This window comes from Desulfosporosinus sp. BICA1-9, assembly GCF_000802135.1.
This window is the reverse complement of sequence record NZ_JUEE01000138.1, coordinates 43,065-66,668: the sequence shown is the minus strand read 5'-3', so window position 1 is coordinate 66,668 and position 23,604 is coordinate 43,065. Positions and strand designations below refer to the sequence as shown.

Sequence of the window (23,604 nt, the reverse complement as noted above, 5' to 3'; positions counted from 1 at the left end):
TTGAATGGAGAAAAAGAAACAGAAGAGGGGTTCGGATTTTATTATGCTAACTGTAGAAAAAATCGGTGGTACATCAATGCTCCAATTTCAGACTGTGCTTAATGACATAATTGGCTTCCCAAGTTCAGAAGATTTTCGTTATGGTAGGGTGTTTGTCGTCTCTGCCTATGCAGGGGTAACAAATATGCTGCTTGAAGATAAAAAGACTAAAGCTGCGGGAATCTACCAACGTTTTATCAAAGGGGAAGATTATGAAACGGCCATGGATGAGCTATTAAGTGAGGCCCTTAAACTTAATGATACATTTATCGACCTAGGTTTAAACCCTAAAGTTTGCCGAGTATTCATAGTAGAACGTGTTATGCAGACAAAAGCCTATCTGAATAGTATGGAGGATATTATTGCTTCCGGGTATGTTGGAAGAGACAGTATCTACTCGGCGGCTAGGGAGTTACTGGCATCGATCGGTGAAGCTCATTCCGCCTTTAACACGGTGAATATCCTGCGCAATAACGGTATTCTCGCGGAGTTGGTAGATTTAACGGGCTTCCGTGATTCTAAGCAACTCTCGATCAGCGATCGTATAGAAAAATCCTTTAAGAACGTTAATCCTCACGAAGCAATCATCGTTGCTACTGGATATACCAAAGGGACTGAAGGGATTATGAGGCAATACGAAAGAGGGTACTCAGAAATTACCTTTTCTAAAATTGCAACTCACCTAGCTGCGGATGAGGCAATTATCCACAAGGAGTATCATTTATCATCAGCTGATCCTAAAATTGTGGGTGTCGATAAAGCTATTCCGGTCGGTAGGACGAATTATGATGTTGCGGATCAACTTGCGGACATTGGAATGGAGGCTATCCATCCTAATGCGTCTAAGCCGTTAGAAATAGCAGGGATTAACCTGCGTATTAAAAATACCTTTGAACCTACCCACCCGGGAACTGTTATTTCCAATGATTATATAGGTCCTGAAGCGAAGATTGAAATCATTGCCGGGTCAGATAAAATTGTTGTTTTGGAAATTCATGATACTTCTATGGTCGGAGAATCTGGGTTCGATTTAGACATTATGAAAAAGTTTAAAAAGTATAATATTAGCTATATTATGAAAACCACCAATGCGAATAGTATTTCACTTGTAATTTGGCAGGCAGATCTCGCTGAATCTTTAGTGTCTGAACTTCAAGCAGAATACCGAACAGTTACAGTACAGGAGGCTGCGATTGTTTGTGCAATCGGATCGAATATTGCAATGCCTCGAATTCTCGCTAGAGCCGCTAATGCCTTGGCTAAAAATAACATCAACATCAAGTGTGTGTCGCAGTCCTTACGCCAAGTGAACATGCAATTTGTGATTGATCGAGGAATGTATGCTAAAGCAATCATCTGTTTAAATGAAGATTTATGCTGGGCGAATCACTTGTAATCGGAGGGGTTTTGGTTATGTCTGTAGAGTCCGTAGCGGCATTTTTAAAGCAAAACAAAAAGGAAATTGAGATATTAAGCTTTGAGGATACAAGTACAGTATCCAAAGCAGCGGAGGCCTTAGGGGTAACCCCAGGCGAAATTGCCAAGTCACTGCTCTTTAAAGTCAAGGAAGACTTTGTCATGATTCTCATGGCTGGGGATAAGCGGCTGGACAATAAGAAGTTTAAAGAAATCTTTTATACCAAGGCCAAGATGCCCGAGGCTTCGGAGGTATCCGAGGCAACTGGGCATCCTGTAGGAGGAGTTTGTCCCTTCGGGTTAAGTCAACCGATGCCTATTTATCTGGATTATTCCCTGCAATCATATACCCATGTTTTTCCTGCGGCTGGTGCTTCAAATACTGCCATAAAATTAAACGTAACTGAACTGGAGGAACTAACTGCGGGTCAGTGGGTTCACGTGACGACATAGTTGTCGGATAATAATGATCGATCTTTGACTCACAATTTAGGTTGCGTTTCTCAGAGAACCTTACCAGGTTCTCTTTTTGCGATGTTTGACCATTTCCCTGCTAAGCCTTATTATTTAGGAATAGAATACAGAATCTTTCACTAGGAAGGACATCAATGAACTTGATTCAAAGTAAAGAACGCAATTATGGATTCTACTTAACTAACAGGTTTTGGGTTATTATTATTGCCCAATTTTGCGCTGTTCTATGGGGAAGCGCCTTTCCAGTTTTGAAAGTCAGTTATGAAGAGCTTGGCATAGCGACGGGTGATCGCTCCGCGATTATTGTACTCGCAGGATTGCGATTTTTTTTAGCTGCCCTGCTCATTTTTGCCTTAATTATTTTTGGATTGCGTTTGTCACCCAAAGTAAAACTAAAAATGCTACCTCTGCTTTTTTTGTTAGGGCTACTACAAATTAGTTTGTTGTACTTCTTTTTTTACAACGGATTAGCTCATACCACAGGAATGAAAGGTGCAGTTTTATCGTCAGCCGGTATTTTCTTTGTGGTAGTTTTAGCCCACTTCGTTTATCGTGATGACCGGTTAGACTTGCGTAAAATAGTAGGTTTAGTCGCAGGTTTCGCAGGAATTACCTTGGTTAATTCCGGACAAAACTTCACCTTGGATTTCTCTTGGCAGGGCGAAGGATTTATGATTTTATCGGGCCTCGTAGGTGCTCTGGGAACCATCTTAGCAAAACGGATGTCAAAAGAGCTTCATCCCTTTATTCTGACAGCTTGGCAAATGCTTTTAGGGTCCTTACTTCTGATCGCGGTCGGGCTACCTGGGTTGAAACCTCAGGCTATGCTTTTTACGAACAGAGCGTTCATTCTGCTCTTGTATTCAGCATTTCTCTCGGCAACCGCCTTTTCTCTCTGGTATGCAATTTTAAAAGGCAATAAAGCGGGAGAAATTAGTGTCTTTAAATTCATGACCCCCGTTTCTGGAGCTATCTTATCCGCCATTTTCGTTCCGGGCGAACGATTGTCTTTAAATATGTTTTTGGCTTTAGCATTAGTTGCCTTAGGAGTCATTGTCGTGAACCACCAACGAAGCGAGCATTGACCAAGCCACTTTTCCCAAGGGTCAGATTGTTGGGAAAAACGTGAGACTGTAAAAGATAGGAAGTTATAACATGGGAAAGACGCTAGTATTAACTGAGAAACCGTCAGTGGGTCGTGAAATTGCAAAAATCCTCAATTGCAACCAGAAGGGCAATGGCTGCTTCATAGGCTCAAGATACGTTGTGGTATGGGCCCTGGGGCATTTAGTAACGCTGGCAGATCCAGAAGTCTATGATGAGAAATATAAAACATGGAAGATGGATGACCTACCTATGCTTCCAACGAAGATGGACTTAGTGGTTATGAAAGAAACTTCCAAACAATTTGGCGTGGTTAAGAATCTGATGAAGAGTCCGGAAATAACGGATCTTATCATCGCTACGGACGCCGGGCGAGAAGGCGAGCTTGTCGCACGCTGGATTATGCAAAAAGCGGGTTGGCGAAAACCCATTAAACGTTTGTGGATATCTTCTTTAACCGAACGCGCCATAAAAGAAGGATTTAACAATTTAAAACCTGGCAAAGATTACGAGCCATTATTCGCTGCGGCAGAATGTCGCGCGGAAGCGGATTGGTTAATCGGGTTGAATGTCACTAGGGCTTTGACGTGTAAATATAATGCCCAACTCTCCGCTGGCAGAGTACAAACACCCACTTTGGCGATGGTTGTGGCCCGAGAAAATGAAATTAAACAGTTTGTTCCTAAAGACTATTGGTCAATCAATGTCTTAGGAAGCGGCTTTACTCTTCAATGGCAAGATCAGAAAGGTCAAACCCGCATCTTTGATAGAAGCAAAGCGGAGGGCTTGTTGGCCAAGGTGATGGGACAAACGGGGGATGTCATCGAGGTTAAGAAAGAAGCGAAAAAAGAACTCCCTCCCCTAGCTTACGATCTAACGGAACTTCAACGGGATGCTAATCGCAAGTATGGATTCTCTGCCAAAACAACCTCCTCTGTGATGCAGCAACTTTACGAGAATCATAAAATAGTGACCTATCCGCGTACGGATTCCCGACATATCAGTGAAGACATTGTCAGCACTTTACCAGAACGCCTAAAAAGTATTGCCTTGGGACCTTATGTTGATTTAGCGCGCAATATCTTGAGAACCAAACTGATCATCACGAAACGGTTTGTGGATGGTTCTAAAGTGTCAGACCATCATGCAATTATTCCAACCGAACAACCTCCTACGCTATCTAAGCTTGGTTCTGAAGAACTGAAAATTTACGATTTAATCGTCAGGCGGTTTCTTGCCGTTCTTTCGACCGCGTTCGAATATGAACAGACCCTGGTTAAGGTCAGCATAAAAGGGGAAATTTTTACGGTCAAAGGGAAGGTCGTTCAGTTAAAAGGTTGGCGGAAGGTCTATGAAGGACAAGGCTCCGTAAATCTAGATGATCCATCCGAAGATGGCGATGGAGATTCAGAGCACACTCTCCCAGAAATCCGCAAGGGGGAGATGCTGAAAAATCTAGCCGCTAAGTTAGTGGCAGGTAAAACTAAACCTCCGGCCAGACATACCGAGGCCACACTTCTTTCTGCTATGGAACATCCGGGAAAATTGATCGAAGACCAAAAACTCCGGGAAGCGATGGACCAAAGCCATGGACTGGGAACCCCTGCAACCCGAGCCGAAATTATTGAAAAGCTTTTCAATTCCTTTTATATGAATCGTCAAGGGAAAGAGATTATTCCCACCTCTAAGGGGATTCAACTTATTAGCTTAGTGCCTCCTGAACTAAAGTCACCGGAACTGACCGCTAAGTGGGAACAACAATTGACTGAGATCAGCAAAGGTCGAGCTAGTCATCAAATTTTCCTCACGGGAATCAGGGGGTACGCCACCCAATTGGTATCCACGGTGATTGGTAGTGAGCAGAGCTTTAAGCATGATAACTTGACGAGGAATAAGTGCCCAGAGTGTGGAAAATATCTTTTGCAGGTCAAAGGGAAAAAGGGTGAGCTGCTCGTCTGCCAAGATCGGGAATGCGGTTATCGAAAAGGACTCACTCAAATTTCTAACGCGAGATGTCCTGAATGTCATAAAAAGATGGAGATCAAGGGAGACGGGGATAATAAATTATTCTCATGCAGTTGTGGGTTTCGTGAAAAGCTCTCTGCTTTTACGAAACGAAGAGAAGCTGAGAAGGGGAATCTCAACAAGAGGGATGTCGGTAAATATTTACAGAACCAACAGGATAGCGGACCGATTAATACTGCTCTAGCGGATGCATTAGCGAAATTAAAGCTGAAGGGCTAACTAACTTTCTCGGAATCCGTCCCTAAGAGGGATTTGATGTTCTATAGATTAACTGGATTTGGTAAAATTACTCATTGCAGGTTCCATCTCTATCAATTACTCTTTGAAGCATCAGAGAGGGTATCTACTCAAGTAGAAAGAAGTCTTTTTGCAAAATAATATCATGCTTTTTTGAAATGCTTGCAGGGATTTCTAATATTCTGTCTAATATTACTTAGGTAAATCCCAAAATAGAAGGAGGAAAAAAATGATTCGCAAGAAGAGTAAAGCCCTAGTTGCCATGAGTTTAATTATGTCCGCTTTGATCATGGTTAGTGGATGCGGTGCGAGTAAGCCTGCAACACCCGCACCCGCTCCGGAAGCAGCAGCAAGCAAAGAACCTATTAAGATTGGTTTCCTAGGTGCCAAGACTGGGGATGTGGCAATCTACGGATTGAACACATTAAAAGGTTTGAACATGGCAATTGCTGAACTCAATAAAGAGGGTGTTCTTGGACGTCAGGTAGCGCTGGTAGAAGAGGATAATGCAGGACAAAAGGATCAAGCAATCAACATCACCAATAAGCTCATTAGCCAAGACAAGGTTGTAGCCATCATCGGTGATCCTACGACAGGAATTACCCGTGTGGCCGGATCTATTGCCAACAGCAAAAAGACGGTCATCATGTCAGCAGGGTCTACTGGTACGGACGTTGTGGAAATCGGACCCTATGTTTTCCGGGATACCCTGTTGGACACGATTGCTGCTCCAGCAACCATGCAATACGTAATTAAGGAAAAAGGCTGGAAAAACGTTGCCTTAATTACTTCCAAGAACAATGATTATAGTGTATCCTTGTCCAAAATCTTTACAAAAGCTATCAATGATAACGGTGGTAAAGTAGTCATCGAGGAGTTCATTCAAGATAAAGACACTGATTTTAGTGGTCAAATCACTAAAATTAAAGCAGCAAACCCTGATGTAATTGTCTTTTCTGGTTATTATACTGAGGGAGCTTTAATCATGAAGAAAGCTCGTGAAGTTGGAATCAAGGCTGTTATGGTTGGAGGAGATGGTCTCCAAGGAGACGATCTGATGAAAATTGGTGGAGCTGCTGTGGAAGGCTCAATCTCCTATGCTGGTTTCTCCCCTGAACAACCAACTCCAAATACTGAAAAGTTCATTAACGCTTACAAAGCAAAATATAACAATGAATTACCGGATCTTTTCGCTGCTCAGGGGTATGATGCTCTGATGCTGATTGCTAAAGCTATCAAAGATGCTAATAGTGCAGATCCAGAGAAGTTTAAGGATACCCTCGCTAAGACCAAAGCCTACGATGGCGTATCAGGCACCATCACGTTCCAGGCTTCCCGTGAACCTATTAAGAGCCCAGTATATCTGCTAGAAGTTAAAGGTGGCAAGTTCGCCCTTCTGAAGAAAGTTCCTGTTGAAGTTAAGTAATCGAATTTTTCCTATTTACGTTTCTTAACTGTCAGATTAGTAGCAGCACTAGGTCCCAGGGATCGGTGCTGCTACTAATTGTTCAACGTAATTTAGTGTTTTTGTTTTGGTATTATGTTTTTTTAGTTTAAGGAGGGGGCCAATGTTTAACAATCTAATGCAGCAACTGGTCAACGGGCTCGCCCTTGGTAGCATTTATGCACTCATCGCCTTAGGTTACACCATGGTGTACGGTATTATCGGCATGATTAACTTCGCTTATGGCGAAATATTTATGTTTGGTGCATATGCCGGCCTAGTTTTGGCACTGACTAATTATGTCAATGTTTACGTGGCCTTACTAGGTGCTACGCTTATAACCATGGTGCTTGGAGTTGTAATTGAGCGAGTTGCCTATAAACCGCTACGTCGCTCATCACGACTTTCAGCACTAATCAGTGCGATCGGGGTATCTATTTTTCTGTCTTCCTTCATGGTTCGAGTGAAGGGTCCTAATACTAGGGGTTTCCCTAAACTTTTTGAAAACAAAATTTTTGAAATAGGTAACTTTCAAATTACCATTTACCAAATTGTAATCATAGGAGTTGCCGCTCTCTTAATGCTTGGATTACACCTTTTTGTAACGTATACTAAAACTGGTCGTTCCATGCGTGCTTGCTCTCAGGATCAGGATGCGGCAAAGCTTATGGGGGTGAATGTTGACCGAGTTGTATCGATAACATTTGCTATTGGATCTGGCTTAGCAGGAACCGCTGGGGTATTAGCAGGTATTTATTTTAACGCCGTTCAGCCTTATATGGGGCTTTTGGCAGGTCTTAAAGCGTTTGCCGCTGCAGTCCTTGGCGGAATTGGCAGCATACCTGGGGCCATGATCGGTGGGCTAATGATCGGCATGGCTGAAATAATGGGAATCACTGTGAATTTGTCCGAATACAAGGATGCCTTCGCCTTTACCATCCTTATATTGGTGCTCTTGTTCAAACCATCTGGAATCATGGGACGTAAAGCCAATAAAAAGGTGTAAGGAGGGAATGGCAATGAAAAAATTATTAAGCAATTGGATTGTTCAAGTTTTGCTGTTCCTGAGCATGCTTGGCTTGACTGTTATCGTCGCACAAATCATTAACGACATCACGCCACCCTATATTTTAATGATTGGCTTGTTTATAGGCATTAATCTGATCATGGCTTTAGGCTTGAACCTTATTACGGGGGTAACGGGTCAGCTAACCCTAGGTCATGCAGCTTTTATGAGTATTGGTGCTTATGCTTCGGCAATCGCGACTGTGAATTATGACCTACCTTTCTTACTTGGAGTTTTCATTGGTGGCCTTGTTGCGGGTCTAGTGGGTATCATCATTGGATTTCCAACCTTGCGTCTGACGGGAGATTATTTAGCGATTGCTACGTTGGGTTTTGCCGAAATCGTAAGGGTCCAATTTACCAATATGAAAATTACCAATGGGGCCATTGGTTTCTTAGGGATTGAGGGAGCAACTACTTTCCCGATCGTTATGACCATAGCAGTCATAGTAATTTGCGCTATGGTATGGTTAGAAAATTCCCGGAATGGCCGGGCAATGCTTGCTATTCGGGAAGATGAAGTGGCTTCCTCCGCGGTAGGAATTAACACCACGCTCTATAAAATTCAGGCCTTCGCCATTGGAGCTTTTTGTGCTGGGGTGGGGGGCGCGTTGTTTGCCCATACTACCACCTTTATTCAACCGACTGATTTTGGCTTTCTCAAGTCCATTGATATTTTGAGTATTGTTGTTCTGGGTGGTCTGGGGAGTATTCCCGGTACGATTATCGGTGCAATAGTCCTGACTGCGGCTCCAGAAATCTTGAGGCCTCTGTCCAACTATCGGATGATGGTTTACGGTGTCCTGCTGGTTGTGATCATGATTTTCCGACCCTATGGTTTAATGGGCGGAGTAAACTTAAGGCAGGCTGTTCGTCGAGCAATCATGTGGCCCAAGAAAAAACAGGCCGGACGGGGGGAATAAAGGTGAGCCTACTAAAATTAGACAATGTTACCATCCGCTTTGGCGGTCTGACTGCGGTTGATACTGTAAATCTAGAAGTACAACAGGGCGAAATACTGGCCTTGATAGGCCCCAATGGAGCGGGTAAAAGTACAGTGTTTAACCTGATCACAAGTATATATCAGCCTACCGAGGGTGCGATATCCTTTGATGGTAAGCCTTTAGTTGGGATCCCTACGCATAGGATTGCGGACATGGGTATCACCAGAACCTTCCAAACGATCCGTCTTTTCAGTGAGCTTTCTGTCTTAGATAATGTTAAAATTGGTGCCCACTGTCGAGGAAAAGCAGGTTTATTTCAGGCCTTAACTCGTTTGCCCAGTATGAAACGTGAGGAAGCCGAACTAGAAGAAAACTCGATTAGAGCGCTGGAATTTCTGGATTTGGCAGGGAAACGGGAGGAAACGGCCAAAAATCTCTCGTATGGAGAACAGAGACGTTTGGAAATTGCCAGAGCTTTAGTTTCCAAACCCAAGATACTTCTTCTTGATGAGCCTGCTGCAGGGATGAATCCTCAGGAAAAACTAGTCTTAATGGAAATGATTCGCAGAATTCGCGATACAGGGATCACGATATTTCTGGTAGAACACGATATGAAGCTGGTTATGAATATTTCTGAGAGAATCGCTGTGCTCGATTATGGTAAAAAAATTGCTGAGGGAACCCCTCTAGAGGTTCGCAGTAATAAAGCTGTAATCGAAGCATACTTGGGCTCCGGTCAATTTAAAAGCAGAATCCGGCGCTAGAGAGGAGACCAAGACATGTTGAAGTTAGAAAAAGTTGATGTATGCTACGGCTCAATTAAGGCTTTACATGGTATTTCCTTAGAAGTAAAAGAAGGGGAAATCGTTGCCTTGATCGGCGCCAATGGAGCTGGAAAGAGTACAACCCTGCGCACAATCTCAGGACTTTTGAAACCCTCCAATAAAGACAGTAAGGTTATATTTAAGGAAGAGTATATTTATGGAATGCGGGAAGGAAGCCGGAAATACGAAAGCATGCCCCCTTACAAAATAGTGGAGATGGGTCTATCCCATATACCGGAAGGACGCCGTGTGTTTCCACAGATGACGGTCTATGAAAACCTACTTATGGGTGCCCATAGTCGAAAGGGGAAGCCTGGACAAGCAGACTTCGACCGGGTGTATCATCACTTTCCTAGGTTAAAGGAGAGAATTAAACAGGTGTCAGGTACCTTATCCGGTGGGGAACAGCAAATGCTCGCTATGGGCAGGGCTCTAATGGCTAGTCCGAGTCTATTAATTCTAGATGAGCCGAGCATGGGCTTGGCACCGATGTTAGTCGAAGAGATCTTCCATATTATCGAAGATATTAATTCGGCAGGAACCACGATTCTCCTAGTCGAGCAGAACGCTCACCTGGCCTTAGAAATTTCCAACCGGGCTTATGTCCTCGAGACAGGAACAATCGTGCTAGAAGGTCTGGCACGAGAACTGGCTCAAAATGAGGATATACGTAAATCTTACCTCGGAGAATAGTTCCCGTATTAATGCCCCTGCTGCTAAAGCGAGGGGCATTATTCTTAACTCCCTTTACTTATAGGTGGGTGGGCAATTTTCTAAATAATCTTCAGTCACAGTTAAATCAAGGTGGTTAAAGATATATTAGCTAAAAAAATTAGGAACTAAAGACATAACAAAGGGTTCTTCTATTTAAGAAGAATATTACAGTTAAGTAATAGTTGGAAGAATACATCGGAGGATGGCGATTTGACAAGTCGAGGAAGTAAAGTTAAACCACTTAACTTATTAAAAGAGAAAGACTTTGCCCTCTTATTAACGGGACAATTCCTTTCAGCTTTGGGTGATAAACTCCATTATGTGGCTTTAGGTGTCTTGATTTACCGTCTCACAGGGAGTGCATTAGAAGTAGGAAAGATGACACTGGCAACGTTTTTACCTTATTTACTTTTCGGTCTTATTGCAGGAGCCTATGTTGATCGTTAGAATAAAAAATGGACGATGATAACTGCCGATTTATTCAGGGCAGTTTTTGTGGGCTTAATACCAGTTTTGATCGGCTATTCTATTAACTTAGTATATTTCTTGACATTTCTTAGTACAACGGCGAACTTGTTCTTTAGTCCCGCAAAAATGGCAGTCATTCCAGCTATCTTTACTAAAGAGAAGATTCTAACGGCTACTTCTTTAGCTGAGACGTCGGAAAACATTACTGAAATCCTCGGGTATGCATTGGCGGGCGTATTAATAATGTTTATCCCAATTCAAAAGATATTTTACCTTGACTCCTTGACTTTTTTGCTCTCGGCTGCCTTGATCTTTACTATGAGTTTTAATTTTGAAGCTGAAGACCAAGCAAAGAAGAATTTAGATATGGAAAATGAGTCACACATCTTTCAAGATATTATTGAGGGATTAGCCTATATACGGAAAACGAAAGTCCTAGCCCATAATCTGCTTACATACTGTTTAGTATTACTTATCTTCAGTGGCTTTAATCCCCTGATTTTTGTATATGCTCTAGATACATTGAAGACGTCAACCGTTGGGCTGGGAATCCTCGAGGCGAGTGCGGCGGTGGGCATTACAGTCGGTAGTATAGCGATTTAGTGTCTGGGGGAATTTCATAAATAAACAAAAACTGGTGCTATGGGGATATTGTATCTCCGGTTTTACGATCGGGATCCTGGGGATGTTTCCAGCATATCCCCTCGCACTTATAGGTTTTTTCTTAACAGGAGTTTCTAATGCCATGTTTTTAATTCCGATCCAAAGCATTTTTCAGGAAGAAACTGTTGAACCTATGCGGGGCAGAGTCTTTAGCGCCTGCTTTACTTTAACTAGGGTGGCTTTCATGGGATCCGTTTGTATACTATCCTATGGTGCTACGCAAATTGGAGTGGAAAGAGTTTACATGTTATCTGGATTAACGTTACTTATAGTAACAATTTTGCTTTTTGGTCTTGTAATCTTTAAAGGTACGCCCGCTTCAAATATCTCCAAAGAGGAACTATCCGATCCGCGGAGAATTAAAGATTATAGTTAGTATTTCCAAGCAATATACAACATAACGATTTAGCCTAGGGAGGAAGCGTTATCCTTAATCTGCTGAATCTCACGGGAGGAGTGGTGAGTATTGAAGGGCAAGATTTTTAATATAATGAAGTATTCCATCCATGACGGACCTGGGATCAGGACGACAGCCTTTTTCAAGGGCTGTCCACTTAACTGTCCATGGTGTCATAACCCTGAGGGACAGAAGTTTAGACAAGAGTTAATGTTTCGACCAGACAAATGCCTCGGTTGTGGGCAATGTTTAGAGGTTTGCTCAAGCGGAGCAGTGACCCTATCTGCAGAGGGGATACTTAGTTACCTAAGAGATAAGTGCATAGCTTGTGGGAAATGTAGTAAGGTGTGTCATACAAGCGGAAGAGAACTTGTTGCTAAGATGATGTCAGTGGGCGAGGTCATGGCTGAGCTCGAGAAGGACCTGATATTCTATGACGAAACAGGAGGGGGAGTCACGTTTTCAGGTGGGGAAGCGACTATGCAGCACGAGTTTCTGTTGGAAATTCTCGAAGAATGCCAGAAAAGGGAGATTCACACTACTGTAGAGACTTGTGGGTTTGTAAATCGTGACTCCTTGCAAATGATTAGTCCTTATGTAGATCTATTCCTCTATAATTTAAAATTGATGGATAGTAGGAAACATCAAGCCGTAACCGGGGTTCCTAATGAGCTGATTTTAGCCAACTTACGCTGGCTTGCCGAGAACCATCCCGAAGTCATTGTGCGGGTAGCAATCATTCCAGGAATCAATGACGATGAGGACAATCTTCGACAATTCGGAGAATTTGTGGCGTCACTCAAAGGTGTGAAGGAAATTCATTGTTTGCCCTACCATAAGGCTGGGGTGGATAAGTACGAGCGGCTTGGTCTTGAGTATCGCCTACCTGATCTTCAGCCCCCAGGCAATGTGCGCATGGTACAGATCGCTCAGAAGTTGGAGCAGTTTGGGCTGAAGGTTAAAATCGGGGGTTGATATAGTTTGCTATTGTCATCAGGTTCTCGCCTGCTATTGAAACGTAAAAATAAGTCAAGAGGTACGATCTATATAAAGTATAATTAGACAAGTGCAAAGAAACGGTTGATTAGACTATACTATGATACCTGGAGGAGAGGGCTAAGAATGAATGAACGAGTAACCATGCTCAGGCAGCGTAGCCTAGAGACTGAAGCAAATATCTCCGCTGAAAGAGCTGAGCTAATCACGGACTTCTATCGTTCGGCCGGGCATACATCCGTTCCCGTCCAGCGGGCTTTGGCATTTAAATATTTGTTAGAGCACAAGGAGATTTGCCTCAATGAAGGAGAATTAATTATAGGGGAGAGAGGTCCTGCCCCGAAGGCTACCTATACTTACCCTGAACTATGTTGTCATAGCCTAGAAGATTTGGATATTCTGGATTCACGTCCCAAGATCTCGTTTAAAGTTAGCCCAGAGGTGCGCCAAACCTATGCAGAACGAATTATACCCTATTGGCAAGGTAAGTCCATGCGTGATCTTATTTTTACAGAGATGTCTGAGGAATGGAAAACAGCCTATGATGCCGGAATCTTTACTGAGTTTATGGAACAGAGAGCTCCGGGACATACGGTGCTTGATGATAAGATCTACCGCTTGGGTATGCTGGACTTCATTGCGGATATCGACGGTCATTTGGCAAAACTTAATTATTTCAAGGATGTCGAAGCGTACTACAAGCAGGAAGAACTAAAAGCGATGCGAATCTGTGCCGAAGCCATCATCCGCTTTGCTGAAAGGCATGCTGAAAAGGCTCAGGAATTAGCCCAAGTAGAAGCAGATGGCGTGCGTAAGGAAGAATTGGAGAGGATTGCTGAGGTCTCTAGGTATGTACCAGCCCATGCCCCACGGAATTTTTGGGAAGCTTTGCAAGCTTACTGGTTTGTGCATTTAGGGGTCATCACAGAACTTAATACCTGGGATGCGTTCAGTCCAGGACGGCTGGATCAACATTTATATCCTTTCTATAAAAAGGGCTTGGCTGAGGGGACGTTGACCGAGGAACAGGCAAAAGAACTCCTTCAGTGCTTTTGGGTCAAGTTTAACAATCAACCAGCTCCGCCAAAAGTTGGAGTAACTGCTGCGGAAAGCGGCACATATACGGATTTTGCCAATATTAACAGCGGCGGGCTGAAAGCGGATGGATCTGACGGAGTTAATGAGGTCACTTATTTAGTTTTAGATGTGATCGATGAAATGCGCCTCTTGCAGCCAAGCTCGAACATCCAGTTAAGCAAGAAGAATCCTGATCGGTTTTTGAAGCGTGCAGCCCGGATTATTCGCAAGGGCTGGGGTCAACCTTCTGTCTTTAATGCTGATACTGTAGTCGAGGAACTCCTACGCCAAGGTAAATTAATCGAGGATGCTCGACAAGGTGGGACGAGTGGGTGTGTAGAAACAGGGGCCTTCGGCAAGGAAAGTTATATTTTAACTGGGTATTTTAATCTACCTAAAATCTTGGAATTGGTCTTGCATAATGGAGTGGACCCTAGGACGGCTCAGCAGTTGGGTTTAAAAACCGGGGATCCTCGAAGTTTCGAATCCTTTGAAGCACTATTTGATGCTTTTAAGAAGCAACTTCATTATTTTATGAATATTAAAGTTAGAGGAAGCAATATCATCGAACGGCTTTATGCGACTTATATGCCGTCTCCGTTTCTTTCTCTGCTAATTGACGATTGTGTTGCGAAGGGCAAAGATTATAATGATGGTGGCGCTCGCTATAACACGAACTACGTGCAGGGGGTTGGCTTAGGAAGTCTAACGGATATGTTATCCGGCCTTAAATATCACATCTTTGACCAAAAGGATCTGACCTTAGATCAGTTGCTCAAGGCCTTAGACGCTAATTTCTCGGGGCATGAGGCAGTTCGCCAGCTTCTGATCAATAAGACGCCGCATTTTGGCAATGATCAGGAGTATGCCGACGATGTGATGGTGGGTATTTTTAATGCCTACTACTCGGAAGTGAATGACAGACCTAATACTAAGGGCGGTGTCTACCGAATTAATATGTTGCCGACGACTTGCCATGTTTATTTTGGTTCTGTCATAGGCGCCACAGCTGAGGGACGGAGGGCCTGGGAACCGCTTTCGGAAGGGATTTCTCCAGTTCAAGGAATGGATCGCTTAGGTCCCACCGCGGTCATTAAATCGGCTTCCAAACTGGATCACGCCCGGACTGGGGGGACACTGTTAAATTTGAAGTTTACACCTCAGGTCCTCGAAGGGGACGATGGAATTAACAAGCTGGCTCAGTTAGTCCGGTCCTATTTTAAATTGGGGGGGCACCATATTCAGTTTAACGTGGTTAATGCCAAAACCTTGAGAGCTGCACAAGCTGAACCAGAAAAGCACCGTGACTTGATCGTCCGAGTGGCTGGGTATAGCGACTATTTCTGCGATTTGAGCGAGGCCTTGCAGGAAGAAATCATCACCCGGACGGAACATGATGTATTTTAAACAATGCCGACAAGATTCCCTGAAATTCCGGAGAAGCAAACAATTGCTCTATTGGAATGTACGGTGACCATTAAGTAAGAAGAACTTTGCTTTGCTTCCACGGTTCACTCCCTTTAGCACCTGGAGGAGATATCCGTCAGACAGAGGATACTAGTATGAGCTCTGCTCTGGCCAGAGAGAAGGAAGGAAAACAGTTTTGAAAAGGCAAATTACTAAAGCGAACTTCTCCTTAGTCAATCAAGAACTAGACCACTTTGAAAGTACTGGTCTGATCACGGGGGAGCAAAAGACTGGGATCTTGGAGATTTATGAAGTTAAGGGTGGTCTTAACTTTATTCGGGTAGTGGTTACGATTGGCGCGATTTTAGTGGGTCTCGGAATTTTAAGCTTTATCGCTAGCAACTGGGATGGGATCAGTCATTTAGTTAAGCTGCTGATCATCTTTGGAGTTTTCGGTGGTGTAAACCTGGCAGGATATACTCTTTCCGAAACTATTCCAAAGACGGGTCGGAGTTTGATTTACCTAGGTACCCTGGTTTTTGGAGCAGGCATCTTTCTCATCGGACAGATGTACCATTTTGGAGGGGACTTTCCCACCGCCTTTCTGCTCTGGGCCTTAGGAGTACTCCCGATGGCATTCCAACTTAAGGACAAACATTTGATGCTCTTTGCGAACCTTTTGTTCGAGGTCTACCTATTGGGATCCTTTGATCAGGGGTTTCCCTATGCGGGCTGGGTAGGGGTACCTATCGTGTATTTAGCGTTTAACTACTTTGACAAGTCAAGACTCCTCTTGTTCTTTGCTAACCTAACGAGCTTAAGCTTTATCTTGCAAATCACTTTAAGATATGAAGTTGAAGATTTATATGTAGCACTGCTTTTTTTCTGCATAGGACTTGTCATGTATGGGGTGAAACACAACCTAGAGCCGGAGGTTTTCCGAGTTCAAGGTAACATTCTGTTCGGAGTAACGGGTGTGATTCTGACCGTCCCCGATTTATGGGATGTACTAGTCAATGTTCAGTCAACACGTTTAGTGAGTATCCTCTTTGCGCTTGCTTTTGTCGCCTTGCTCTTTTTCCTGATCAGGAAGGGCAGCCTTCTCAGCTTAATCTTTGTGTGTGTCACCATTTTCCGGTATTATACGGATACCTTTGCGTTCTTACCAAAATCCCTGTTCTTTATTGTCGGAGGACTGCTGTTACTAGGCTTTGGTTTCTACTTTGAACGGATGATGAAATCAGCAAAAGGGGGGACGATCGCATGACTAAGAGAAAAACGTTCTTACTAGCTGTGGCTATTCCCTTGTTCATCCTCCTAGCAATGACCATCAAACCTCAAGCAACCCTTCTCTTCGGGCAAGAAATCGTTCTGGAAACAAAGGCCTATGACCCGACAGATTTGTTTAGGGGGGACTATGTAGCCATTAATTTTGCTATAGCGGATGTTCCAAAGTCTAAAGTGACCTTATCACCTGATAAGATTTATAATAAGAATCTCTATGTCAGTCTTAAACAAGAGGGCAAGTATTATGTGGTCGATCAAGTCAGTGAAACGAAACCTAAGCAAGGGGTCTATCTGAAAGGAAGGTTTCAGGAAATATTCAATGAGTTTCGCGGGACAGAAACCTACAGAGTCGATTACAGTCTGGACAAGTATTTTCTTGAACAAGGAAGCGGCATGGACCTAGAGCAGGAATCCATTAAGGGAGGACTTGTAGGAACGGTCAAGGTCCTCAGTGGATATGGAGTTTTGACGGGAATTGAACCGCGTTGAGACTTAAATAATTAACAAATAACGCTAAAAAAGCAAACTGTATCAAAGTTGATATAGTTTGCTTTTTTAGCGTTATTTTATCGCGTGGCAACCCCTTACAAAGGGGGATCCGCCTGTGATACATGGATCATCGGATCTGGGATTATCGATAGAAACGGAAGTTGGAGCTGTCTAAAAAATATTGTATTATAGTCAGAAAAGTATAGACATTTTAGTTTTACTGTAATATATTTCATATAACTATAATTCTTAAGAAGTTTGAGGTAGTTTATGGAAAGTATAAACGAGCGAATTCGGAGCCTGCGTGTCAACATGAATATGACACTCAAAGAATTGAGCGAAAAAACTGGTTTATCCATCAGTTTTCTCTCACAGGTAGAACGGGGAAACAGCTCTTTGGCCATTACATCTCTGCAAAAGATTGCGGACGTATTTAGTGTTTCAATGTCATCTTTTTTTGAAAGCACAGTCAGTAACACTTTCTTTACACCGGTAGAAGGTCGAAAGTCATTTCAGATTGAGAGATCAAATGCGGTTTTTGCACGATTAGGGGGTAACTTTTTAGGAAAGGTATTAGAGCCGATTCATATAATGCTAGCTCCACGGCAAGGGCAAGACGTCGTATTTAACCATCCTGGTGAGGAATTTTACTATATTTTAAAGGGAAAGGTTCTAATGATGGTCGGCGATAAGGAATATGAAATGAACGAGGGTGATACAATTCATTTTCCTTCCATGTTAGATCATACTTGGCATAACCCAACAGATGAACCGGTCCACATGATTGCAGTACTGACCCCCATTATATTTCATGAGTAATCGTTGATTCGGCTCTAAGAGCTTCTCACCTAGTTAAGCAAGATACTAGCTCATAGTTCAAATAAACTGTCATTTATAAGGATGAGGTTAAAGGAGAAGACACTCTTGAAAATTGCAATTAATAAAGATGTAAAAGAAGCAAATCGTTGCGATGTGATCATGAAAACCCTTTTTGGAGCGGATGCAGTGGAGGCGGCGAGGGTGACAATGGGAACTGTAGTATTTCCCCCTGGAGCAAGAGTACCGACTGAAGGCACAGGAGTCCATACTGAACATGAATACTCCTTTATATTGAGTGGTTCACTTTTAACCATGAGTGGGGGAAAAGAATGCCGTATATCCGAAGGCCAAGCATCCTTAATTCCTGCCGGTGAAGAACACTGGGCTTTCAACGATGGAACTGAAAACTGTGAACTGATTTGGTTCTTAGTCAAATAGCTTAACTCTCGCTAAAGCCACCGCAATTTAAGTTTATGTATTCAAAACCCCACTTCTAAGAAATGGGCGAGGTATTAACTATAATCCGGAGACTTACAAGGAGGGTACAAAATTCTATGGCTGAGTTCAAAACAAGAATCAAGAAAATCCAAGCCATCATGAAAGATCAAAGAACGGACTTCATGGTATTAGCCCCTTCATCCAATTTGTTTTATCTCACCGGCTTAAAGACTACGGCAGATGAGAGACTGCAAGTCTTTTTGGTGCCAGCAGAGGGCACCCCGGTTATGATTCTGCCAGAGATGTATCGAGAAGTAGCGGGGAATCTCGGGAGAGAAAGTTTTGATTTACTGACTTGGGCTGATGGAACAGATCCAGTGGACTTGTTAGTTCCGTTGATAAATCAACATTCAGGAACGGTAGCCATCGATGAAAGAATGTGGGCAGGACATTTTCTGAATTTAAGAAAAGCTTTTCTTGGCTACGAGTTCGTTGGCGCCTCAGGTTTGATGAGGCATGTACGAATGATAAAAGACCAAAAGGAGATGGAGCTGTTAGAAAGGGCCGGGGGATTAACGGACAAGGTTATGGGAGAAGTGCTTAAGGAGCTCAAACCTGGTATTTCCGAAAAGGAATTGGCCTATTTTATAGAAAGCAAACTTAAAGACTATGGAGCAGAAGAGCTTTCTTTCAAACCCATCATAGCTTCAGGACCCAACACCGCCTCTCCACACCATAATACAGGAGACAGAAAGATAGTGTTTGGTGATTTAGTTGTCTTAGATTTCGGTGGACTCTTTCAAGGGTATTGTTCCGATATGACTCGAACATTTTCTGTAGGTAAAGCATCTGAAGATGTCAAAAAGATCTACAAAGCCGTAAAGGAGGCCAACGAAGCTGGCTTTCAAGCAGCACAAGCGGGGATTTCTTGTGAAAAAGTGGATGAGGCTGCCCGAAATGCCATTTCCCGAGCAGGATATGCAGAGTATTTTGTGCATCGAACAGGTCACGGTATAGGGCTGGATATCCATGAAGATCCTTTCTTGGTTTTCGGCAATCAAGAAAGGCTGAAGATTGGAATGACCTTCAGTATTGAACCGGGTATTTATTTACCGAGGCAATTTGGGGTTCGCATTGAAGATATTGTCGGACTTTCTGAAAAAGGGCCGGTACGTTTTAATAATTTCTCCCGAGGATTAATCGAGGTCTAAGAAGTTACGAAGAACCCACCCCCATTGAGAAAAGATCTTGGAAACCGGATAAATTTTGATGATTGTGAGACTTGACTATGAGTGATGATCTGTTAGATAACAATTTACTGAGAATAAAAAATCTAAATGTGCAATACCGGACGACTGAAGGGGTGTTTAGAGCGGTTAGGGATGTTAGTATTTCTTTACGTTCTGGAGAGACCCTGGGCATTGTAGGAGAAAGTGGCAGTGGTAAAAGTGTTTCGGCTCTCTCAATTATGAATTTAATTCCTAATCCCCCTGGGGAGATTTCCGGAGAAATCTTTTTTAATGGCCAAGATTTATTGAAATTATCCGCGCCAGACCTTAGTAGAACGAGACCCCAACTATGATTTGAAGGGAGAGGGAAATTATGAAGAAAAAGTATGGGATTTTGCTAGCGTTACTGTCCATAGTATTACTATTTGCAGTAGGATGTGGTGGCAGCAAGGCTGTCGATACTAAGCAGCCAGCTTCAGAGGGTACAAAACAATTGATTATGGCACTTGACCCAGACTATGAAACATTCGACCCTGGTCTTGCTTATGAGGTTTATGGTTTACTTGTTTTGCATCCGGTGTATGATACCTTGATGCAGTTCGAAGGTAATCTTGATGCGCCTAAATACGGCATAGCTGAAAGTCATGAAGTTAGCAAGGATGGTCTAAATTATACCTTTAAGCTTCGTAAGGGAGTAGTTTTTGCTGGTGGTGACGCGCTTACCTCCCAAGATGTCAAATGGAGTGTAGAGCGGTCTATTCACTTAAAAGGTAATGGTGCCTTTTTGACAGATGGGATTACATTGATTGAAACGCCTGATCCGAATACGGTTGTTTTTAAGCTAAAGGAGAAAGATGCTTCTTTCTTGACAAAATGACCTATAATGCCTTTGGTGTAATTGATAGCAAGTTGGCGATGGCCAATGGAGCAACTAATGCACCGGATGCCAGTACCACGGATAAAGCTAAATTATGGTTTGACTCACACTCTGCAGGATCCGGTCCTTACGTTATTGAAGCTTATACTCCGAAAGTAGAAGTGGTATTAGCTCGTAATAAAAATTACTGGGGTAAGGCTCCGTACTACGATAAAGTGATCTTGAAAGCAATCCCTGATCCTGGAACCCAATTAATGATGCTCGAAAAAGGGGATATTGACATTGCCTTCAACCTAGGTCCTGAACATGTTAAGCAACTTAAAGACAAAAAGGGTATTGAAATTAAGAAGGCCCAATCAATGACTTTGACCTTCTTGTTAATGAACCGTGATCCTAAAATTGGTGGCCCCATCGCCAACCCAGATGTTCAAAAGGCCATTCGTTTGGTTTTAGACTATCAAGGAATGCAAACCATTGCAGGTGAAGGAGCCATTACACCAGTGGCACCTTTCCAAGTCGGATTTTTAGGCACTTTGCCGCCACGAGATCCTAAAACTGCCCAAGATATTGCAAAAGCTAAAGAGTTAATGAAAAAAGCCGGCTATGAAAAAGGCTTCAAGACTACCCTTGAAGTAGCGACCTTGGCAGTAGAAGGTATGGACTTGCCCACACTCGCTCAAAAGATCCAAAATGATCTGCTCCAAATTAGTATTGAAACCGAAATAAAAACTTCGGATATCATGGTTGCTCTTGACCCCTATCGCAAAGGTAAACAAGCCTTGTCGCTGTGGTATTGGGGTCCAGACTATCCAGATCCAAACACCCAATTAGCATTTTTGCCTGGCAACTCAGTTGGACTGCGAGCCAATTGGACTGCTGAAATGAATCCCAGATTAGCCGAATTGGGTAAAAAGGCGGCAGTTGAAGTTGACCAAGCAGCCCGAGTCAAGAATCTCCAAGAAATTCAACAGATGATGGATGAAGACAGCGCATTTGACGTCTTGTTACAACATGCTCGTCATTACGCTACACGTGATAACATCCAAGGGACTGACTATATCGATCTCTATAAAATTAATCTGAAAGATGTTTCTGCTAAATAGTAACCATTGGAGGCAGGTGCATACTGACATCTGCCTCCATCGCCATGCTTTTACCTCGAACGTCCTTGTTTAAGTCGTGGCTACAGGGACACTCGGCCGTCCATGGCCAGCGCATTAGTGCCAAAAGGCGTATTGCTGGAGAAATCGAATTTTTTTTATCTACAAGGCCATAAGGAGGTAAAACGAAGGTTGGGACTTCTAAAATACATAGCCAGAAGATTGCTATTCTTAGCGTTCCTGGTCATTGGGGTTTCTATGGTTGTCTTCTTCATTTCCCACTCTGTGCCCAGTGACCCTGTTTTGGCCAATTTAAGCCAGAGGAATATTGATAACCAGGAAATGGTGGATGCCTTTAAAACTAAGTGGGGCTTGGACAAACCTCTGCCTACTCAATATTTTATTTACGTCGGTAATTTAGTAAAGGGAGATCTGGGGACATCGATCAGAACCCAGCGGCCTGTAATGGATGACCTGAAAAAGTACTTTCCGGCGACAATTGAATTAGCAATCTTTTCGATTATTATTGCTATATTTTTTGGTATGCTCTTCGGCATAATATCCGCTATCAAACGTAACAGTGCCACCGATCAGATTATAAGGGGAATCTCAGTGGTAGGGGTATCTGTGCCCAGTTTCTGGTTGGGACTCATGTTTTTGTTACTTTTTTATGTCAAATTGGGAATAGCACCGGGGCCAGGGCGAATAAGCCCCTATATGATGCCGCCGGTTGCGGTAACTAATTTTTACGTTATTGATGCCCTTTGGGCAGGTCATTGGAGTCTAGCGTGGGATGCTATGCAACATCTATTTTTACCGGGACTAGTGTTGGGCTCTTTTACCATGGGCTTGATTACCCGTACCACTCGTTCCAGCTTATTAGAAGTTATGTCCATGGATTTCATTCGTACTGCAAGGGCTAAAGGTCTGACTGAAAAAATGATTATTATGCGTCATGCCTTGGGTAATGCGTTGATACCGGTGGTGACGGTTATTGGCATAGGATTCGGGAATCTCTTGGGAGGGATGGTTTTAGTAGAAACGATATTTGCCTGGCCCGGTATCGGTCAATATGCCTATAAAGCAGCAGGGAACTTAGATTTTCCTGCTATCATTGGAGTTTCTATCCTGATTTCCATTAACTATGTTGCTATTAATCTGTTTGTTGACATCCTTTATGGAATTCTAGATCCCAGAGTGAGGTACAAATAAATGCTGCTGAGAATCATGAAAAACAACTTCTTATTTTCAATAGGGATCATAGTTTGTATCCTGTGGATTGTAATTGCTATAGTTGCACCATTGATTACCCCTTATAGCTATTTAGGGCAAGACTTGGCTTCACGCTTTCAAGCTCCAAGCAGTGCCCATTGGTTTGGTACGGATAGCATCGGGCGAGATGTTTTCAGTCGGGTGCTGATCGGGAGCAGGATCTCGCTTATCGCTGGATTAGCTACAATTACCCTGGCGTCTTTTATAGGCATGATTTATGGTGGTATTGCTGGTTATATTGGTGGACTAACCGATGAAATCATGATGCGTGTCTCAGAAATGGTAATGGCCTTTCCAGGAATTATTTTGGCGATGACCATTGCTGCCGCTTTAGGTCCAAGTCTTTATAATACCTTGCTGGCTATGGTCATTATTTGGTGGCCCAACTATGCTCGGGTTATGCGCAGTATGGTGATTGCCAACAAAGAGAATGAGTATGTGGAAGCAGCCAAATCATTGGGTGCCTCCCATTTTAGAATATTTTTTCATGAGATTATGCCCAATAGTTTAGGTCCAGTCTTAGTTTTGGCTACCTTGGACTTTGGCAATGCGATTCTTCTTTTCTCAGGCTTGAGTTTCTTGGGTCTTGGTTCCCCTCCGCCTACCCCGGAATGGGGAGCAATGGTGGCAGATGGTGTTTTGAATTTCAACTATTGGTGGATTGGCGCTTTTCCTGGTTTAGCAATTCTGACGATGGCTGTGGGAACCAACTTTATTGGTGATAGTTTAAGAGACTTTCTTGATCCTAGGCTGAGAAAGGAACTGTAAACTACTAAACTTAATCTATGGTTAGGACATC

The 23,604-nt window shown here is 43.1% G+C and carries 24 protein-coding genes; all 24 read left to right on the top strand.

All coding sequences use genetic code 11. The annotated features are described in order from the left end of the window. Positions 1-43: 43 nt before the first annotated feature. The 24 genes from JL57_RS16850 (at position 44) to JL57_RS16740 (ending at position 23,573) form a co-directional block, all read left to right on the top strand. Positions 44-1,435, top strand: coding sequence for an aspartate kinase (locus JL57_RS16850; RefSeq protein WP_034143176.1), 1,392 nt, complete (start codon positions 44-46; stop codon positions 1,433-1,435). Between the two features lie 17 nt (positions 1,436-1,452). Continuing rightward, positions 1,453-1,908 (top strand): YbaK/EbsC family protein, encoded by a 456-nt coding sequence (locus tag JL57_RS16845; protein ID WP_034143175.1) that lies wholly within the window; start codon positions 1,453-1,455, stop codon positions 1,906-1,908. Positions 1,909-2,063: 155 nt separating this feature from the next. Next, positions 2,064-3,014: a DMT family transporter gene (locus JL57_RS16840; protein ID WP_034143174.1), complete on the top strand. Its 951-nt coding sequence runs from the start codon at positions 2,064-2,066 to the stop codon at positions 3,012-3,014. 70 nt (positions 3,015-3,084) lie between these two features. Continuing rightward, positions 3,085-5,277: a DNA topoisomerase III gene (locus tag JL57_RS16835; protein ID WP_034143173.1), complete on the top strand. Its 2,193-nt coding sequence runs from the start codon at positions 3,085-3,087 to the stop codon at positions 5,275-5,277. 247 nt (positions 5,278-5,524) lie between these two features. Continuing rightward, the gene (locus JL57_RS16830; RefSeq protein ID WP_034143172.1) at positions 5,525-6,721 is read left to right on the top strand and encodes an ABC transporter substrate-binding protein; all 1,197 of its coding nucleotides are present in this window, start codon (positions 5,525-5,527) and stop codon (positions 6,719-6,721) included. Positions 6,722-6,863: 142 nt separating this feature from the next. After that, positions 6,864-7,745: a branched-chain amino acid ABC transporter permease gene (locus JL57_RS16825; RefSeq protein WP_034143171.1), complete on the top strand. Its 882-nt coding sequence runs from the start codon at positions 6,864-6,866 to the stop codon at positions 7,743-7,745. Between the two features lie 13 nt (positions 7,746-7,758). Beyond that, positions 7,759-8,727, top strand: coding sequence for a branched-chain amino acid ABC transporter permease (locus JL57_RS16820; RefSeq protein WP_034143170.1), 969 nt, complete (start codon positions 7,759-7,761; stop codon positions 8,725-8,727). 2 nt (positions 8,728-8,729) lie between these two features. Next, complete coding sequence (locus JL57_RS16815; protein WP_034143169.1) at positions 8,730-9,512, top strand: ABC transporter ATP-binding protein; 783 nt, start codon at positions 8,730-8,732, stop codon at positions 9,510-9,512. A 15-nt stretch (positions 9,513-9,527) separates the two neighbouring features. Further along, positions 9,528-10,265: an ABC transporter ATP-binding protein gene (locus tag JL57_RS16810; RefSeq protein WP_034143168.1), complete on the top strand. Its 738-nt coding sequence runs from the start codon at positions 9,528-9,530 to the stop codon at positions 10,263-10,265. A 231-nt stretch (positions 10,266-10,496) separates the two neighbouring features. Then, positions 10,497-10,733 carry an MFS transporter gene (locus JL57_RS16805; protein ID WP_034143167.1) on the top strand — a complete coding sequence of 79 codons (237 nt, stop codon included), beginning with the start codon at positions 10,497-10,499 and terminating at the stop codon, positions 10,731-10,733. A gap of 15 nt (positions 10,734-10,748) precedes the next feature. Then, entirely contained in the window at positions 10,749-11,357 is a 609-nt protein-coding gene (locus JL57_RS16800; protein ID WP_034143166.1) for an MFS transporter, read from the top strand. 16 nt (positions 11,358-11,373) lie between these two features. Next, positions 11,374-11,793: an MFS transporter gene (locus JL57_RS16795; RefSeq protein ID WP_366557044.1), complete on the top strand. Its 420-nt coding sequence runs from the start codon at positions 11,374-11,376 to the stop codon at positions 11,791-11,793. A 90-nt stretch (positions 11,794-11,883) separates the two neighbouring features. Then, the gene (locus tag JL57_RS16790; protein ID WP_366557043.1) at positions 11,884-12,789 is read left to right on the top strand and encodes a glycyl-radical enzyme activating protein; all 906 of its coding nucleotides are present in this window, start codon (positions 11,884-11,886) and stop codon (positions 12,787-12,789) included. A gap of 147 nt (positions 12,790-12,936) precedes the next feature. After that, positions 12,937-15,294: a trans-4-hydroxy-L-proline dehydratase gene (hypD, locus tag JL57_RS16785; RefSeq protein WP_034143164.1), complete on the top strand. Its 2,358-nt coding sequence runs from the start codon at positions 12,937-12,939 to the stop codon at positions 15,292-15,294. A gap of 196 nt (positions 15,295-15,490) precedes the next feature. Continuing rightward, positions 15,491-16,561, top strand: coding sequence for a DUF2157 domain-containing protein (locus JL57_RS16780; protein ID WP_034143163.1), 1,071 nt, complete (start codon positions 15,491-15,493; stop codon positions 16,559-16,561). Then, complete coding sequence (locus JL57_RS16775) at positions 16,558-17,070, top strand: GDYXXLXY domain-containing protein (RefSeq protein ID WP_034143162.1); 513 nt, start codon at positions 16,558-16,560, stop codon at positions 17,068-17,070. Before JL57_RS16780 ends, JL57_RS16775 begins: the two co-directional genes overlap by 4 nt. 270 nt (positions 17,071-17,340) lie before the next feature. Then, entirely contained in the window at positions 17,341-17,889 is a 549-nt protein-coding gene (locus JL57_RS16770; RefSeq protein WP_034143161.1) for a helix-turn-helix domain-containing protein, read from the top strand. A gap of 105 nt (positions 17,890-17,994) precedes the next feature. After that, complete coding sequence (locus tag JL57_RS16765) at positions 17,995-18,327, top strand: cupin domain-containing protein (RefSeq protein WP_034143160.1); 333 nt, start codon at positions 17,995-17,997, stop codon at positions 18,325-18,327. Positions 18,328-18,443: 116 nt separating this feature from the next. After that, complete coding sequence (locus JL57_RS16760; protein ID WP_034143159.1) at positions 18,444-19,538, top strand: Xaa-Pro peptidase family protein; 1,095 nt, start codon at positions 18,444-18,446, stop codon at positions 19,536-19,538. Between the two features lie 77 nt (positions 19,539-19,615). After that, positions 19,616-19,909, top strand: coding sequence for an ATP-binding cassette domain-containing protein (locus JL57_RS16755; RefSeq protein ID WP_034143158.1), 294 nt, complete (start codon positions 19,616-19,618; stop codon positions 19,907-19,909). Between the two features lie 20 nt (positions 19,910-19,929). After that, a complete protein-coding gene (locus tag JL57_RS34685) occupies positions 19,930-20,433 on the top strand; it encodes an ABC transporter substrate-binding protein (RefSeq protein WP_291300193.1) in 504 nt (167 codons plus the stop codon). Positions 20,434-20,471: 38 nt separating this feature from the next. Then, complete coding sequence (locus JL57_RS16750; RefSeq protein ID WP_291300192.1) at positions 20,472-21,536, top strand: ABC transporter substrate-binding protein; 1,065 nt, start codon at positions 20,472-20,474, stop codon at positions 21,534-21,536. Between the two features lie 189 nt (positions 21,537-21,725). Beyond that, positions 21,726-22,745 carry an ABC transporter permease gene (locus tag JL57_RS16745; protein WP_034143157.1) on the top strand — a complete coding sequence of 340 codons (1,020 nt, stop codon included), beginning with the start codon at positions 21,726-21,728 and terminating at the stop codon, positions 22,743-22,745. Next, positions 22,746-23,573, top strand: coding sequence for an ABC transporter permease (locus JL57_RS16740; protein WP_034143156.1), 828 nt, complete (start codon positions 22,746-22,748; stop codon positions 23,571-23,573). The last annotated feature ends 31 nt before the right edge of the window (positions 23,574-23,604 follow it).